The organism is Streptomyces sp. NPDC058646, from assembly GCF_042716875.1.
Classification (GTDB): domain Bacteria; phylum Actinomycetota; class Actinomycetes; order Streptomycetales; family Streptomycetaceae; genus Streptomyces.
In genome coordinates this window covers 17,967-33,695 of the sequence record NZ_JBHXRK010000015.1, presented here as the reverse complement: position 1 = coordinate 33,695, position 15,729 = coordinate 17,967, and the positions used below count along the sequence as shown (strand labels likewise).

Genomic DNA, 15,729 nt, shown 5'->3' with positions numbered 1-15,729 from the left:
GGGAGAGAGCGCCGGGTGGAAGGGGACGTCTCGTGCCATCGGTCCGGCCGGGGGGCGAGAACGCCCACGGCCCGATCTGGTCCGAGCCCGGGACGTTGCTCGAACACGTCCCGGTGGCCGTCTTCGGCCTCGGCGACGACCACCGCATCCGTTTCTGGGGGCCCGGCGCCCAGGACCTCTTCGGCTACGACTCCCCCGGCGCCCTGTCGCGGCCGGGCGCCCAGCTCTTCGCGGACCCCCCCGACGGGGCGAGCGGCTCCGACCCCTGCGCCCGGCTGGTCCGGCTCGCTCTGAGCCAGGGGTACTGGCGGGGCACACTGACCGCCCGGCACCGCGACGGCACGGCCTTCGCGTGCGGTTTCCGGGGCTTCCCGGTGACGGGCGCCGAGGAGCGCCCGGTGGTGATGGTGCTGGCCAGCCGGAGCGAGGAGCTCGACCGGGTCAAGACCAACCTGGCCTTCCTCGACGCGCTCTTCGAGACCTGCCCCGTCGGCCTGGTGATGTTCGACCCGGACCTGCGGTACGCGCACCTCAACCAGGCGATGGCCGACATGGACGGCCTGCCCGTCGAGGCGCACCTGGGGCGGCACACGGACGACATCGTCGACCTGTCCGACGGCGGTGAGTACCAGCGCATGCTCCGCCAGGTCGCCGCGGACGGGACCCCCGTCGTGGGGACGCTGGTGGGCATGCGTCCGCGGGGCCGGCCGGGCCGTGACCAGGTGCGCTCGGTGACCTTCTTCCCGCTGAGCGGGACCGCCGGGTCCCGGCCCGGGGTGGGCGGGCTCATGGTGGACGTGACCGACCGGGAGCGGGCCATCCTGGAGGCCACCGCCAGCCGTCAGCGGCTGGCGCTGCTGGACCGGGCGGCCGCCCGCATCGGTACGACGCTGGACGTGGACCGCACGGCCCAGGAACTGGTCGACGTGGCGATGCCGGACTTCTGCGACGGGGCCGTCGTGGAGGTGGTGGAGTGGATGGACTCCTCCGAACGCTTCGACCCGCAGCTGCCGCTGTTCACCCGCCGGATCGCCTCCGGGACGGTCCTGCCCCCGCCGGCGACCGAACTGGTGAGCGGAGTGGAGACCGTCCGGTACCCGCCGGGCTCCGTCATCCACGACATGCTGCGCGCGAACCGGCCCGTCTCCGCCGTGGTCGACGAGGACTTCGTCGCCCGGACGGTCGTCATCGAGTCGCGCGCCCGGATCCTGGCCGAGAGCGGTCTGGGCTGCGTCCTCGTCGCCCCGCTCATCGCCCGGGGCACGGTCCAGGGGATCGCCATGTTCGGCCGCTCCAAAGAGCGGCCGGTCTTCACCGAGGACGACCTCGGACTGGCCGGCGAACTCGCCTCCCGGGCCGCGATCTGCCTGGACAACGCCCGTCTGTACAGCAGGGTCCAGGACATCTCGCGCACGCTCCAGCGGGCCCTGCTGCCCAGCGCTCCGGCGACCAGCCCGTACGTGGAGGTGGCCCACCGGTACCTGCCCGGAAGCCACCTCACGGAGGTCGGCGGCGACTGGTACGACGTGATCAAGCTGCCGGACGGCCGGATCGCCCTCGTGGTGGGCGATGTCATGGGGCACGGCGTGCCCGCGGCCGCGGCGATGGGCAGGCTCCGCATCACCACCAAGGCGCTGGCCCGGCACGACAGCGACCCGGCGGAGCTGCTCACCGAACTCGACGTCTGCGCAAAGGAGTTCGGAATCGAACTCGCGACCTGTCTGTACATCGTGTACGACCCGGCGGACGGGCGGGCCCGCATCGCCAGCGCCGGCCACCTCCCGCCTCTGGTGCTCCGGCCGGACGGCTCCGTGGACACCGTCGGCGAGGTGCTGGGCGTCCCCCTCGGCGTCGGCGGGGTCCCGTACGGGACGACGGAGATCGAGCTCCCCGAGAACGCGACGCTGGCGCTGTACACGGACGGCCTGATCGAGACGCGCGGCCGGGACATCGATTCGGGCCTGGACGCCCTGCGCACGGAACTGGGCGCGGCACCGCCGTCCCCCGCGGAAGGCCCGGGGAGCCCGGAGGGCCTGGAAGACCTGGAGGACCTCGCGGAGCGGATCCTGGCGAACCTGCTGCCCGGACCGCCGGCCGACGACACCGTCCTGGTCCTGGCCCGCGTCCACCGTACGAGGCCGCCGGAGGGGCGGGGTCCGATCCCGTAGAGTCGGCGGATGGCCAAGTACTTCGACGTGAACCCCGAGAATCCTCAGCGGCGCACCATCAGCAACGTGGCTGACATCATCCGCTCCGGCTCCCTCGTCGCCTATCCGACGGACTCCTGCTTCGCCCTGGGATGCCAGCTGGGCAACCGGGAGGGGCTCGGCCGGATCCGGTCGATCCGGGAGCTCGACGACCGCCACCACTTCACCCTCGTGTGCCAGAACTTCGCCCAGCTCGGGCAGTTCGTGCAGCTCGACAACGACGTGTTCCGCGCCATCAAGGCCGCGACGCCCGGCAGTTACACCTTCATCCTCCCGGCCACGAAGGAGGTGCCGCGGCAGCTGCTGCACCCGAAGAAGAAGACGGTGGGGGTCCGGATCCCCGACCACGTCGTCACCCAGGCCCTGCTCGCCGAGCTCGGTGAGCCCCTGCTGTCCAGCACCCTGCTCCTGCCCGACGAGGAGGAGCCGATGACGCAGGGATGGGAGATCAAGGAGCGCCTCGACCACGTCGTCGATGCCGTGCTCGACTCGGGCGACTGCGGCGTCAAGCCGACGACGGTCATCGACTTCTCCGGCGGCGACGTCGAGATCGTGCGCCGGGGAGCGGGCGACACCTCCCGCTTCGAGTGACGGGACGTACGGAGGGGCCGCCGCTCCCCGGGGGTCCTACGCCGTACCGAAGGCGGCCCACCGCCCGAGGGTGAAGCCCCCGCCCTCCTGCCGGACCTCCAGGGCGCCGGCTCCGCCGAAGTGCGCGGGAACGACCAGTTCTGCTTCGGCGGCGGCCCGGCCGAGGATCCGCCGCCGACTGCTCACCGCCTGCTCCGCGTCCAGGCAGAAGCAGCTGTTGCAGGCGGGGGCGGCGATCTGCACCGGGCTGTGCACCAGGTCTCCTACGAAGACCGCCCGGTCACCGCGGGACGCGAGCCGCAGCACGGACGAACCGGGCGTGTGGCCGGGCGCGGACTCCAGCGTGAGGTGCTCGTCGATGCGGTGGGAACCCTCCCACAGCACGGCCTGCCCGGCCCGGTGGACGGGCGCGATGCTGTCCTCGTACATGAGCCGGTCGTCGTCGCGCAGGCCGCCCGCGTACCCGTTGCCGGGGCCGTAGTGGAAGTCGTCCGCCGCGGGAATGAGGTACTGGGCGTTGGGGAAGGTGGGCGTCCATTCCCCTCCTGCGTCGTGGGTGTTCCAGCCGACGTGATCGGCGTGCAGATGGGTGTTGACGACGACGTCGACGTCCTCGGGGCGCACGCCCGCCCGTGCCAGGGCGCCCAGGAAGTCTCCCTGCCGGTGGTGGAAGTTCGGGGAGGAGGGACGCTCGCGCCCGTTGCCCACCCCGGTGTCGACGAGTACGGTCCGTCCGCCGCTGCGCAGCACCCAGGTCTGCAGCGCCATCCACGCGCTGTCGTCGTCCGGCCGCCAGTGCTCGGGCGCCAGCCACCGTTCGTTCTCCTTCCACACCTCGGGCCCGGCTCCGGGGACCAGGTCCCGGGCGGGGCCGAAGGGGCCCTGCCATTCGACGGCCCGGACGACCTCGACGTCACCCAGCACGATGCTCCGGCCGCCCTGCCTGCTCTCGCTGTTCATGCCTTCGACCCTAGGAGAAGCGGATGAGCCGCTCAATGCCCGTCCGGCTCATGCCGATACGCAGGCGTCTCAGCACCGGTACCCGCAGTACGCTGCCCCGATGGACGTGGTGAGCGACGCGATCTCGGCCGTGCGCATCGGGCGGCCCTCCTCCGACCGGGTACGGGTGGGCGGGAGTTGGTGCACGCGGCTCCCCCCGTACGACGGCGCGGGCTTCCACGTCGTCCTGGCGGGCAGCTGCTGGCTGCTGCCGGACGGCGGCTCGCCCGTGCTGCTCGCGACCGGGGACGCGGTGCTCCTGCCGCACGGCACGGGACACGTGATGGCCGACGGCCCGGCCGACGCGGCGGCCGTGGCGCGGGCCCTGCCCTTCGCGCACTGGGCCGGCGGGAGCGGACCGCACCCGTCCGGGGACGCGGTGGGCGGCGTGGAGCTGCTCTGCGGCAAGTACCGGCTCGACCGCAGCCACGTGCACCCGCTGATGGCCGAACTGCCGCAGGTGGTCCACCTGCCGCACCGCGTGGGCAGCCACCCCGAACTGCGCTCGGCCATCGACCTGCTGGGCCGGGAGCTGGGCCGCCAGCGCCCCGGATCCGGCACGGCCGTGCCCAGTCTGCTCGACCTCCTCCTCGTCTACATGATCCGTTCCTGGCTGGACGAGGACACGGGCGGCGCCTGGCCGGCCGTACTGGAGGACCCGGTGGCCGCCGCCGCCCTGCGGGCACTGCACGCGGACCCGGCGGCGCGGTGGACCAACGACCGGCTCGCCGTCGAGGCGGGCGTCTCCCGCCCCACCCTCGCCCGCCGTTTCACCGCTCTGGTCGGCCGCCCGCCCATGGCCTACCTCGCCTGGTGGCGCCTGACGCTGGCCGCCGGAATCCTGCGCGACACCCCGGACTCCCTGGCCTCCGTGGCCCGTCGGGTGGGGTACGGCAGCCCGTACGCCCTCTCCCACGCCTTCAGCCGGGAGTTCGGGACGACCCCCGGACGCTACCGGCAGGAGCGGGGCGGCCCGGGGAGGCGGGCTCATTAGGATGGCGCCGTGGCAGAGGTGAGCGGGGCCCTGATCGGCGGCCGGTACCAGCTCCTGGAGCTGATCGGGCAGGGCGGCATGGGCCGCGTGTGGCGGGGGCGGGACGAGACGCTGGGCCGGGAGGTCGCCGTCAAGGAGGTGACACTCCCCCACGACGTGGGCGAGGAGCAGCGGGAGGTGCTGCTCCGGCGCGTCCTGCGCGAGGCCCGGTCCGCGGCGCGGCTGGCCCACCCGGGGATCATCACGGTGCACGACGTGGTCGAGCACGATGGCGCGCCCGTCATCGTCATGGAGTACGTGGCGGGTACGTCCCTGGCCGGCGCCGTGGCGCGCGAGGGTCACCTGCCGGTGCGTCAGGTGGCCGAGATCGGCGTGCAGATGCTGAGGGCGCTCGGACGGGCCCACGCGCAGGGCATCGTCCACCGCGACCTCAAGCCCGACAACGTCCTGCTGGCGGACGAGCGGGTGGTCATCACGGACTTCGGCATCGCGCACGTCCCCGACGCCACGGTGACGCTGACCCACACCGGAGCGGTCATGGGCACGCCGGTGTACATGGCGCCCGAACAGCTGCAGGGCCGCCCCACCGCGCCGGCGGGCGACCTCTGGTCGCTGGGTGCCACCCTGTACACGGCCGTGGAGGGGACGCCTCCGTTCGCTGCCGAGACCTTCCCCGCCCTGTGCGTCGCCGTCATCACGCAGGAACCGCGGGCGGTGGAGCGGGCGGGCCCGCTGGCGCCGGTGCTGACGGCGCTGCTGACGAAGGATCCGGACCGGCGGGCCACCGCCGAGGAGGCCCTGGCCGCGCTGGAGGCCGTGGTCCGTGACCCGGCGGCGGCCGGTGTCCCCGCGCAGCGGGGGACCCGGGCGCCGGCTCCCGTGCGGGCACCCCTGCCGTCGGCTCCCGCCGTCCGTCGCGGCCCGCAGGGGGCCCCGGCGCTGCTGCTGCGCGGCGTTGGAGTCTTCGGCCTGGTCTGGGCGGGTACGGCCCTGCCGTGGAACGAGGTGCACGACTGGGTGCGGCCCTCGGCCGTCCACCCCCGGGAACTCCTCGTCTCCGGCACCGCGCTGGTCGCCGCCGCGGTGAACGCCGCCGTCCGTCCCCGCCTGCCGGCGGCCGCGGCGTGGCTGCTGTTCGTCGTGGTGAACGCCGCCCTGCTGGTCGGGGTGAAGCTGGTCTGGCCGGCGGTGTGGTCGAAGTTCCCGATGGCGCTGCCCGTCAACGCGCTCCTGCTGGGCACCTGTTGCTGGGCGCTGTGGCGCGCCGTGCCCGGCCGCCGGAGCCGTTGAAGCCGTGCGGCCGGCCCCCGGGGACGCCTGCCGCACGGCCGGAAGGCGGTGGCGGGGTCAGCTGCCGGACGGGGAGTTGACGGCGTTGCGCCAGACGGTCAGGTCCAGCGTCATGTACGTGCTGGGCGAGTCCTCGCCCGAGAAGCCCTGGACCGTCACCAGGCCCAGGTGCCCCGATCCCGTGGTGACGCAGACCTGCCGCCCCTTGGAGAGCTTGTTCACGTAGACGTTCTGGGTGAACCGGGTCTCCGCGCGGCAGGTCGCGAGCGAGCCCTCCTGTCCCGGGTCGAGCAGCACGAGGTTGCCGCCGTGGCTCTCCGCGTCGAGGTATCCGCCGGTGTCGTAGGAGAGTTCGTACCCGCCGTCCTCGCCCTGCTGGGGCCTCACGGCCTCGTCTCCGAGGGTCAGGTGGTAGCCGGCGGTGAGGTTGACGGCCTTGTAGTCGGCGGGCTTCGGGTCGGACGTGCCGCCCTGCTTCGGGTCGGCCGCGGCGCTTTTGCTCTTCTCCGGGCCAGGGGCCTGGCTCCCGCTCCGCGACGGTGCTCCCGCCTCCTTGCCGGCGTCCTTGCCCTCGTCCTTGAGCAGCAGGTACGCCGTACCGCTTCCCGCGACGGCGAAGATCACGGCGGCGGCCAGCGCGAGGACCGTGACCCGCTTGCCTCCGGTGCGCGGGGGCTGCGCCGCGGGGGGCACGGGCCGGCCGGGCTGGTGCCCCTGCGGGTACGGCTGCGGGTAGGCCGGGCCCGGACCCTGGGTGGGGGCGTAGGCGTGCGCGTGGGCCTGCGGAGGAGGGACCGGGGCGGGCGTGCGGTACTGCGGAGGGGAGGCGGGGTGCTGCGGTGCGGGCCGGGTGGGCTGGTGCGCCGGGGCCGGACCGTACCCCGGGGGCGGGGTGGCGGGGGCGGCCGGGGTGGTGGGCGAGTACGCGACGGACGGGGCCCCGGCCGGCGGCGGCGGGGTCTGTACCGGGGCGGGGGCCGCGGCGCGCACGGTGATGTCGGCGGCGACGGCCCCCGGCAGCCAGTCCTCGGGGCGGCGCAGCACCGTCTCCGCGTTCGCCGCCTGGCAGAGCGCGATGACCTCGCTGATGGAGGGCCTTGCCTCGGGGTCCTTGGCCAGGCAGCGGGTGACCAGCTCGCGGAGCCGCTCCGGAACGGCGGTGAGGTCGGGCTCCTCGTGGACGATCCGGTAGAGCACCCCGTGCCCGGTGCCCTCGCCGAAGGCGGGGGTTCCCGTCGCCGCGTACGCCGCGACCTGGCCGAGCGCGAAGATGTCGGTGGCCGGGGTCACCCTGCGGCCCGCCGCCTGCTCGGGGGCCATGAAGGAAGGGGTGCCGATGGTCACGCCGCTGCCGGTGAGCGAGGTCGCGTCGGCGGCGTAGGCGATGCCGAAGTCGATGACGCGCGGTCCGTCGGCCGCGAGCAGCACGTTGGACGGTTTGAGGTCGCGGTGCACGATGCCCGCGCCGTGGATGACGTGCAGGGCCTCGGCCATGCCGGCGATCAGCAGCAGCACCGCTTCCACGGGCAGCGCCCCGTGCGCGACGACGGCGTCGGCGAGGGAGGGGCCGGGGACGTACGCGGTGGCCAGCCAGGGCTGGGCGCCGGCGGTGTCGGCGTCGATGACCGGGGCGGTGAAGAGGCCCTGGACGCGCTGCGCGGACTGCACTTCCTGGGCGAAGCGGCGGCGGAACTCGGCGTCCTCGCCGAATTCGGGACGGATGACCTTGATGGCCACGGGCCGCCCGCCGGGCGTGTACGAGAGGTACACCTTGCCCATGCCCCCCGCGCCGAGCTTGGCCGCCAGCCGGTAACCGGCGATGGTGGTCGGGTCGTCTCCGGCGAGCGGCTGGAAGATCTGCGAGGCTCGCCCCCGGTCCGGCTGCTGACCACTCATCAACTCACGTCTCCCACGCAGTACGCCACTATCGAACGGCACCCTACCCAAGGACCGGGCCGCCCGTTCACCGCAGTGCCCCTGCCGCCCGGCGCGGTCAACCGCCGGTGCCCGCCGGGTCGTCGAGGAGCTGCGGGCCGTCGTTGCGGACGTTGTTGACCGCCGTGGAGACCGCGCGGACGTCCAGGCGGCCTCCGGCGGGGGTGGCCAGGAGGGCGCGCAGGGGGTCCGGGTCCTGGTGGGTGGGGTCGAGCCAGTTCGCGTAGTCGGCCGCGGCGACGGTCAGCGGCATGCGGGGGTGGATGCGGCCGGCGGCGTCGGTGGCCTCGGTGGTGATGACCGTGCAGGTCGTCCACCAGGCCGCCGGATCGTCGTCGGCGGTGACGGCGGGATCCCGCCAGAACTCGTACAGGCCCGCCATCGCCATGACGGAGCCGTCCTCGGGCCGGATGAAGTACGGCTGCTTGTAAGCCTTCGCGGAGGCGGTGGCCGCCACCGGCTCCCATTCGTAGAAACCGTCCGCGGGCAGGAGGCAGCGGCGCTGGGCGAAGGCCTTGCGGTAGGCCGGCTTCTCGTGCACGGTCTCCATCCGGGCATTGATCATCTTCACCCCGCCGCCCGGGCCCTTCGACCAGGACGGCACGAGCCCCCAGCGCAGGGCGCGCAACTGCCGCTCCAGCACGCCCGAGGTACGGTCGGGGCGTTCCAGGACGGCCCACACCGCGTCCGTGGGGGCGACGTTCCAGCTCGGCTCCACCAGTTGCTCCGGGTTCCACCGCGTGACGTCGAAGATCCGGGTCAGGTCCTCGGGGCTGCGGGTGGAGACGTAGCGGCCGCACATCAGGAGAAGCTCCAGCGCGTCTGGCTGTAGGCGCCCTTACCGAAACCGAACACCGTGTCCGGGGTCACGGCGAAGACCAGGGCCTCCCCCGAGCCGGGGGCCGTGAACACCCCGTCGCCCACGTCGAAGTGCCAGTCCGAGCCGTACTTCTCCTCCCACGCCGCGGCGAGCACGCTCAGCCGGGCCGGGTCGGTCACCCGGGCCGCCCGTCCCTCGACGACCAGGTCGAGACCTTCGTGCAGGGTGTTCCGGCCGGTGGTGAGGGCGACGTGCGCGTTCTTTTCCAGGTTCCTGGCCTTGCGCTCGTCCGCGCCGGTACAGAAGTGGAGGGTGTCGTCCGTCCAGACGCCGATCAGCGGGGTGACGTGCGGGCGGGAGTCGGGGCGTACGGTCGTCAGCCAGTACAGCTCCGCCTCCGCGAGCCGGGCGGAGGCCCGCGCCCACGGCACGGCCGTCGCCTGCGGGTCGCTGTAGCGCTCGTCCAGTTCGGCGCGGGGTTCCCTGTCGGCCATCGCGGCTCCTCCTCGGATGTCGGGCACACGGGACAAACTAATCCTTGCCCGGGCGATCTCCGCGGGCCACGCGCACGCGTCGGGGAGCGGGGAAATCCGGCCGGATCCCCGGCCCTGCGGCGCCCGGGCTGCTGAGCGGCTCCGGACGGGGCAGGTGCGGCGGGGACATCGCAGGCCCGAGAGAGGACGGACACCGTGACACGACCGAGGATCCTCGTGGTGGGCGCAGGCTTCGCCGGAGTCGGATGCGTCCGCCGGCTGGAGCGCGGACTGGCCCCCGCGGAGGCGGACATCGCCCTGGTCACGCCGGACGCCTACCAGCTGTACCTTCCACTGCTGCCCCAGGTGGCGTCCGGGGTGCTGACCCCGCAGTCCATCGCCGTCTCGCTGCGGCGCAGCCGCCGGCACCGGACCCGGATCGTGCCGGGCGCGGCCATCGGCGTGGACCCCGAAGCGAAGCTCTGCGTGATCCGCAAGATCACCGGCGAGGTCATCGAACAGGGCTACGACCATCTGGTACTGGCCCCCGGCAGCGTCACCCGTACCTTCGACATCCCCGGGCTCACGGAGCACGCCCGCGGCATGAAGACCCTCGCCGAGGCGGCGCACCTGCGCGACCACGTCATCGCACAGCTCGATCTGGCCGATGCCAGCGAGGACGAGGCGGAGCGCGCCGCCCGGCTGTGCTTCGTCGTCGTCGGCGGAGGCTACGCGGGCACCGAGACCGCCGCGTGCCTCCAGCGGCTGACCCACCACGCGGTCAAGCGGTACCCGCGGCTGGATCCCCGGCAGATCACCTGGCACCTCCTCGACCTCGCCCCCGCCCTGATGCCCGAGCTGGGCGAGTCCCTGGGGCGGACCGCCCTGGAGGTCCTGCGCCGGCGCGGGATCCGGGTGTCGCTCGGGGTGAGCATCGCCAAGGCCGGTGCCGAGGAGGTGACGCTCACCGACGGGCGGGTCCTGCCCACCCGGACCCTGATCTGGACGGCCGGGGTCACGGCGAGCCCGCTGGTCGCGACGCTGGGGACGGCGACCGACCACGGCAGGCTGGTGGTCACCCCGGAGCTGACGGTGCCCGGCGCTCCCGGGGTGTTCGCCCTGGGGGACGCCGCGGCCGTCCCGGACCTCGCCGCGGACCAGGACGGCGCGATCTGCCCGCCCACGGCCCAGCACGCGCAGCGCCAGGGGCGCGCGGTCGCCGACAACCTGATCGCGGAGCTGCGCCACCGGCCGCTGCGGCCGTACGTGCACAGGGACCTGGGCCTGGTGGTGGACCTGGGGGGCGCCGATGCCGTGTCCAAGCCGCTGGGCATCCCGCTGCGCGGCCTGCCGGCCCAGGCGGTGGCCCGCGGCTACCACTGGTCGGCTCTGCGCACGAACGTGGCCAAGACCCGGGTCATGACGAACTGGCTGCTCAACGCGTTGGCCGGGGACGATTTCGTCAGGATCGGATTCCAGTCCGCGAAGCCGCCCGCGCTGCGGGAGTTCGAGCACACCGACAGCTATCTGACGCCCGAGGAGGTACGGGCCCGTACCGCGACCCTGCGCGCCCGCGGCTGAACCCCGCTGCCGGGAAACGGCCTTCGGGGCCCGGCCGGGCAGACACCGCAGGTACGGATTGCGGCCGCCCCCTTCCTCCGGTGCGGGGCGGCGCGCGTCCTCCCCCCGCCTCGCCCCGCACCGGCACCGGCTCCCGCCGGTGCCCGCCGGGAGCCGACACGTGTGGGCGACTTCCCGGGCGCCGGGCGGACGCCGACCGCCCCGCGCACGCCGGTGGCAGGAGGCTGAGGAAACGATTTTCCGGGGTGTGCGCGACAGGCGGGGACAGGCCTCCGTAGGGTTTGCCAAGATCCACAGGGCGTGCTGGATTGATCACCCACGGTTGCCCCACTGCATGGAGGATCCTCATGCGCACGGTTCGAGAAGCCGTCCTGGACGTACTGCGAGCACGGGGGATGACCACCGTCTTCGGCAATCCGGGATCGACCGAACTGCCGATGCTCAAGGACTTCCCCGAGGACTTCCGCTACGTGCTCGGCCTCCAGGAGGCCGTGGTCGTCGGCATGGCCGACGGGTTCGCGCTCGCCTCCGGCACCACCGCGCTCGTCAACCTGCACACCGGGCCGGGCACCGGAAACGCCATGGGGGCCATCCTCAACGCCCGCGCGAACCGCACCCCGATGGTGGTCACCGCCGGACAGCAGGTACGCGCGATGCTCACCATGGAAGCCCTGCTCTCCAACCCGCAGGCCACGCTCCTGCCGCAGCCCGCCGTCAAGTGGGCGTACGAGCCGCCGCGTCCCGCGGACGTGGCCCCCGCCCTGGCCCGCGCCGCCCAGATCGCCGAAACCCCGCCGCACGGGCCCGTCTTCGTCTCCTTGCCCATGGACGACATGGACGCCGAGCTGACGGAGGACGAGGACCGGGGCGCGCAGGTGGCCGCCGCCCGCCGGATCGCGCACGCGGCCGTGCCCGCGCCGGACGTCCTCGCCGGGCTCGCCGGGCGGATCGCCGCGGCCCGCTCCGCCGTCCTCGTCGTCGGCGACGACGTCGACGCCTCCGGGGCCTGGGACGCCGTCGTGGACCTCGCCGGCCGTACGGGGCTGCCCGTCTGGGCGGCGCCCGTCTCGGCCCGGGTGTCCTTCCCGCAGGACCATCCGCAGTTCCGCGGCGAGCTGGTCCCGGCGATCGGGCCGCTCTCCGGGCAGCTCGCCGGCCACGACCTGATCGTGGTCGTCGGCGCGCCCGTCTTCCGCTACTACCCCTGGATCCCCGGCTCCTACCTGCCCGAGGGCGCCGAGCTCCTCCTGCTCACCCGGGACGCCGAGGAGGCCGCCAAGGCTCCCGTGGGCGACGCCGTCGTGGCCGACCTCACCCTGACCCTGCGGGGTCTCGCGGAGCACTTCCCGGCCGCGGAGCAGAACCGGCCGCCCCACGCGCAGGTGCGCTTCCCCGAGGAGACGGAAGGCGTGCTGACCCCGCTCGCCGCCCTGTCCGCCATCGTGCGGGGCGCCCCCGAGAACACCCTCTGGGTCAACGAATCCCCCTCCAACGTCCCCCGGTTCCACGAGGCCGCCCGCATCAGCCGGCCCGGCTCCTACCTCTTCTCCGCGGGCGGCGGTCTCGGCTTCGGCGCGGCGGCCGCGGTCGGAGCCCAACTCGGCGCCCCCGACCGGCCCGTGGTCGCGGTCATCGGGGACGGATCCGTCCACTACGCCGTGCAGGCGCTGTGGACCGCCGCCCACTACCGGCTCCCGGTCACCTTCGTCGTGCTCAGCAACGCCCGGTACGCGATCCTCCAGTGGTTCGCCCGGCTGGAGCGCGCCGAGGGCGCCCCCGGCCTCGACATCCCCGGCCTCGACATCACCGCGATCGCCGCCGGCTACGGCCTGCGCACCCACCGCGTCCAGGGCTCGGGCGAACTCACCAAGCTTGTCCGGGACTCCGCCGCCCAGCAGGACGGGCCCGTGCTCATCGACGTACCGGTCACCACCGAACTCCCGTCCCTGTAGCACCCGCCCAAACGTCCCCCCGTACCTCCCCGTACGACCTTCAGAAGGCCGGTATGTCCTCCGACACCCCCCTCCTGTCCCGCCTGCGCGCCCTCCTCGCCGACGCGGACGGCGGCGCCGACAGCATCCTCCACACCGATCCCGGGACGCTCGCGACCCACTCCAGGGACTCGGCCCCCTTCTCCGAGCCGGGCACCCCCGCGGTCGTCGCCCTGCCCCGCACCGCCGAGCAGGTCGAGCACATCATGCGCACGGCGTACGAGCTCGGCGTCCCCGTCGTCCCGCAGGGCGCCCGCACCGGTCTCGCCGGCGCCGCCAACGCCGTCGACGGCTGCCTCGTGCTGAACACCACCCGGATGGACCGCATCCTGGAGATCGACCCCGCCAACCGGCTGGTGCGCTGCGAGCCCGGCGTCGTCACCAGGCGCCTGGGCGACGCCGTCGCCGAGCACGGCCTCACCTACCCGCCCGACCCGGCTTCCTGGGAGCGCTGCACCATCGGCGGGAACATCGCCACCGGCGCCGGCGGCATCTGCTGCGTCAAGTACGGGGTCACCGCCGACTACGTCCTCGGGCTGGACCTCGTCCTTCCCGACGGCCGGCGCATGCGGACCGGCCGCGACACCGCCAAGGGCGTCGCGGGTTACGACCTGACCCGTCTCCTGGTCGGCTCGGAGGGCACGCTCGCCGTCGTCGTCGGCGTCACCCTCGCCCTGCGGCCGGCGCGCCCGCCGGCCCTCTCCCTGCTGGCCCAGTTCCCCAGCCTGACCGCGGCCGGGGACGCCGTCGCCGCGATCACCGCCGCCGGGCACGTGCCCTCGGCGCTCGAACTCCTCGACCGGGCCACCTCCCAGGCCGTCGCCGACTACGGGCACCCGCTGCTGCAGCCCGGCAGCGCCGCCACCCTCATCGTCGAGAGCGACGCCGGCGACCCGCTGCGGGACCTCCACACGATGGACCTGCTCTGCAAGGGAGCCGGGGCGCAGAACGTGGTCACCGCCGCCACCACGGAGGAGTCCCGGCAGATCATCGAGGCCCGGCGGCTGGTCACCCCCGCCCTCGGGGCGTTCGCCGCGACCCTCGGCGGCAAACCCACCGCCTTCATCGAGGACGTGGCGGTGCCCCGCTCCGAACTGGCCAAGTTCATCGGGACGATCGAGGAGATCGCCGCCCGCTACCGGCTGCGCATCTTCACCCTCGGCCACGCCGGGGACGGCAACCTGCACCCGACCGTCGTGTTCGACGAGTCCGACCCGGACGAGTTCCGCCGCGCGCAGACCGCGTACGACGACATCATGGCCGCCGGTCTCGCCCTCGGCGGCACCACCACCGGCGAACACGGCATCGGCATCCTCAAGCGCGACTGGCTGACCCGCGAGCTCGACCCCGTCGCCCTGGAACTGCACCGCGGGCTCAAGCGATTGTTCGACCCGAAGAACCTGCTCAACCCCGGCAAGGTGATCGCGGCATGACCGAGTCCGAGCTCGCTTCCACCCCGGACCGGGTCTCCCTTCCGCGGCCTACGGCCGAACCGGGCGGAGCCGGCCCCGGCGCCCCCGCGCACGGCCGGACGGAAGCCGTCCGCGCGGGCCGCGCCGAGACCCTGCGGTTCGTCCTGACCCACACCCTGCCCACCTTCGTCAAGGGCATCTCCGCCCCGCGTCCCCCGCTGGTCTCCGCGCTGGCCGCGGTGAACCAGTACGGCTGGTCGGCCGCCACGTTCCGGGCCCTGCGCGCCCGCCACGGCGGTGCGCCCGTCCGGCTCCGCGCGCTCTCCGGCGAGATTCTGGTGCTCCTCGACCCGGCCGACGTGCGGCAGTTCTTCGCCGAGCCGGTGGACAGCCTCGCCATGGACGCCGTCGACAAGGTCAAGATGCTCGGCGTGCTGGAGCCCACCGGGGTCATCTGCTCCCACGGTGCCCTGCGCAAGGCCCGGCGCGAGGTCAACGACCACGCCCTGGCGCCCGACCGGACGGTCCACCCGTCCTGCACCCCGTACCTGGCCGTGATCGCCGAGGAGTGCGCCCCGCTGACCCGCGGACCCGTACTGGACTACCCGCAGCTGCTGCGCGCCTTCCAGCGGATCTCCCGCCGCCTCGTCCTCGGTGACCTGGCCCGCGACGACGAGGAGCTGCACCGCGGGCTGGTCACCCTCCGCGAGGAGGCCAACTGGCTGGGCCTGCGCAAGGCACGCACCCCCGCCAACGAGCGGCTGTACGCCCGGGCGGACGCGCGTCTGAAGGAGTACGCCGCCCGCACCCCCGGGCACACCCTGCTCGGCCGGGCCCTCGCCGCGCCCGACACCGCCTTCGGCGCGGAGGTCGACGTGGTCGGCCAGGCCCACCACTGGCTGCTCGCCCTGGACGTTGCCGCGTTCGTGGCCGCCCGGACCCTGCTGCTGCTCTCCGCCCACCCGGCGGAGCAGGACGCGGTGGCCGGGGACACCGGAACGGCCGAAGCGTCCCGGCTGCGGGCGTGCGTACAGGAGGCCGTGCGGCTCTACCCGGTGGTGCCCGACTTCGTACGGGTCACCCGAGCGGAGACCGTATGGCGCGGGGTGACCTACCCGGCCGGCACCCACGTGCTCGCACCGATGGGCTTCCACCAGCGCGACCCCGAACAGGTGCCGGCCGGCCACCTCTTCGTGCCGGGCCGCTGGCTGGCGCCGGGTGCCGACACGGACACCCTCATGGCCCCCTTCGGGCACGGCGGCGGGCGGTGCCCCGGCGACCGGCTCGGTCTGCTCGTGACCGCGGCGGTCTGCGCCGAGGTGCTGCGAGGCCACCGGGTCACCGGAGGACGCCCGGTGCTCGACCCGGACCGGCCGCTGCCCGGCGCCCTGGACGCGACGACCGTCCGCCTCACCCTCACCGCACGCTGACCGAAG

At 74.0% G+C, this 15,729-nt stretch carries 12 protein-coding genes; 8 read left to right on the top strand and 4 right to left on the bottom strand.

What is annotated here, in order from left to right; translation table 11 throughout:
* Positions 1 to 32: 32 nt before the first annotated feature.
* Together ACFWUZ_RS19430 and ACFWUZ_RS19425 are read left to right on the top strand one after the other, a co-directional pair.
* Positions 33 to 2,168 carry a SpoIIE family protein phosphatase gene (locus tag ACFWUZ_RS19430; protein WP_384373904.1) on the top strand — a complete coding sequence of 712 codons (2,136 nt, stop codon included), beginning with the start codon at positions 33 to 35 and terminating at the stop codon, positions 2,166 to 2,168.
* A 9-nt stretch (positions 2,169 to 2,177) separates the two neighbouring features.
* Positions 2,178 to 2,798: an L-threonylcarbamoyladenylate synthase gene (locus tag ACFWUZ_RS19425; protein ID WP_384373901.1), complete on the top strand. Its 621-nt coding sequence runs from the start codon at positions 2,178 to 2,180 to the stop codon at positions 2,796 to 2,798.
* A 36-nt stretch (positions 2,799 to 2,834) separates the two neighbouring features.
* On the opposite strand, the gene ACFWUZ_RS19420 is transcribed toward ACFWUZ_RS19425, so the two are convergent.
* Positions 2,835 to 3,758 (bottom strand): MBL fold metallo-hydrolase, encoded by a 924-nt coding sequence (locus tag ACFWUZ_RS19420; protein ID WP_384373898.1) that lies wholly within the window; start codon positions 3,756 to 3,758, stop codon positions 2,835 to 2,837.
* Positions 3,759 to 3,858: 100 nt separating this feature from the next.
* On the opposite strand from ACFWUZ_RS19420, the gene ACFWUZ_RS19415 reads away from it, so the two are divergent.
* Positions 3,859 to 4,791, top strand: a complete 933-nt coding sequence (locus ACFWUZ_RS19415; RefSeq protein WP_384373895.1) for an AraC family transcriptional regulator — start codon at positions 3,859 to 3,861, stop codon at positions 4,789 to 4,791.
* A gap of 9 nt (positions 4,792 to 4,800) precedes the next feature.
* Positions 4,801 to 6,081 carry a serine/threonine-protein kinase gene (locus ACFWUZ_RS19410; RefSeq protein ID WP_384373892.1) on the top strand — a complete coding sequence of 427 codons (1,281 nt, stop codon included), beginning with the start codon at positions 4,801 to 4,803 and terminating at the stop codon, positions 6,079 to 6,081.
* Between the two features lie 57 nt (positions 6,082 to 6,138).
* Here ACFWUZ_RS19410 and ACFWUZ_RS19405 read toward each other — a convergent pair whose 3' ends face one another.
* The 3 genes from ACFWUZ_RS19405 to ACFWUZ_RS19395 all read right to left on the bottom strand — a co-directional run bounded on the left by ACFWUZ_RS19405 (position 6,139) and on the right by ACFWUZ_RS19395 (position 9,330).
* Positions 6,139 to 7,977 carry a protein kinase gene (locus ACFWUZ_RS19405; protein WP_384373889.1) on the bottom strand — a complete coding sequence of 613 codons (1,839 nt, stop codon included), beginning with the start codon at positions 7,975 to 7,977 and terminating at the stop codon, positions 6,139 to 6,141.
* 97 nt (positions 7,978 to 8,074) lie between these two features.
* Complete coding sequence (locus tag ACFWUZ_RS19400) at positions 8,075 to 8,818, bottom strand: SOS response-associated peptidase (protein WP_384373886.1); 744 nt, start codon at positions 8,816 to 8,818, stop codon at positions 8,075 to 8,077.
* A complete protein-coding gene (locus tag ACFWUZ_RS19395) occupies positions 8,818 to 9,330 on the bottom strand; it encodes a pyridoxamine 5'-phosphate oxidase family protein (protein ID WP_384373883.1) in 513 nt (170 codons plus the stop codon). The genes ACFWUZ_RS19400 and ACFWUZ_RS19395 overlap by 1 nt, the downstream gene beginning before the upstream one ends.
* Before the next feature lie 195 nt (positions 9,331 to 9,525).
* Between ACFWUZ_RS19395 and ACFWUZ_RS19390 the strand changes: the two genes are divergently transcribed.
* From ACFWUZ_RS19390 to ACFWUZ_RS19375, 4 genes are all read left to right on the top strand, one after another.
* On the top strand, positions 9,526 to 10,890 hold the full coding sequence (locus tag ACFWUZ_RS19390; protein ID WP_384373879.1) for an NAD(P)/FAD-dependent oxidoreductase: 1,365 nt from the start codon (positions 9,526 to 9,528) through the stop codon (positions 10,888 to 10,890).
* 347 nt (positions 10,891 to 11,237) lie between these two features.
* Positions 11,238 to 12,842: a benzoylformate decarboxylase gene (gene mdlC / locus ACFWUZ_RS19385; protein WP_384373876.1), complete on the top strand. Its 1,605-nt coding sequence runs from the start codon at positions 11,238 to 11,240 to the stop codon at positions 12,840 to 12,842.
* A 53-nt stretch (positions 12,843 to 12,895) separates the two neighbouring features.
* Entirely contained in the window at positions 12,896 to 14,314 is a 1,419-nt protein-coding gene (locus tag ACFWUZ_RS19380) for an FAD-binding oxidoreductase (protein WP_384373872.1), read from the top strand.
* Positions 14,311 to 15,723 (top strand): cytochrome P450, encoded by a 1,413-nt coding sequence (locus ACFWUZ_RS19375; RefSeq protein WP_384373869.1) that lies wholly within the window; start codon positions 14,311 to 14,313, stop codon positions 15,721 to 15,723. The genes ACFWUZ_RS19380 and ACFWUZ_RS19375 overlap by 4 nt, the downstream gene beginning before the upstream one ends.
* The last annotated feature ends 6 nt before the right edge of the window (positions 15,724 to 15,729 follow it).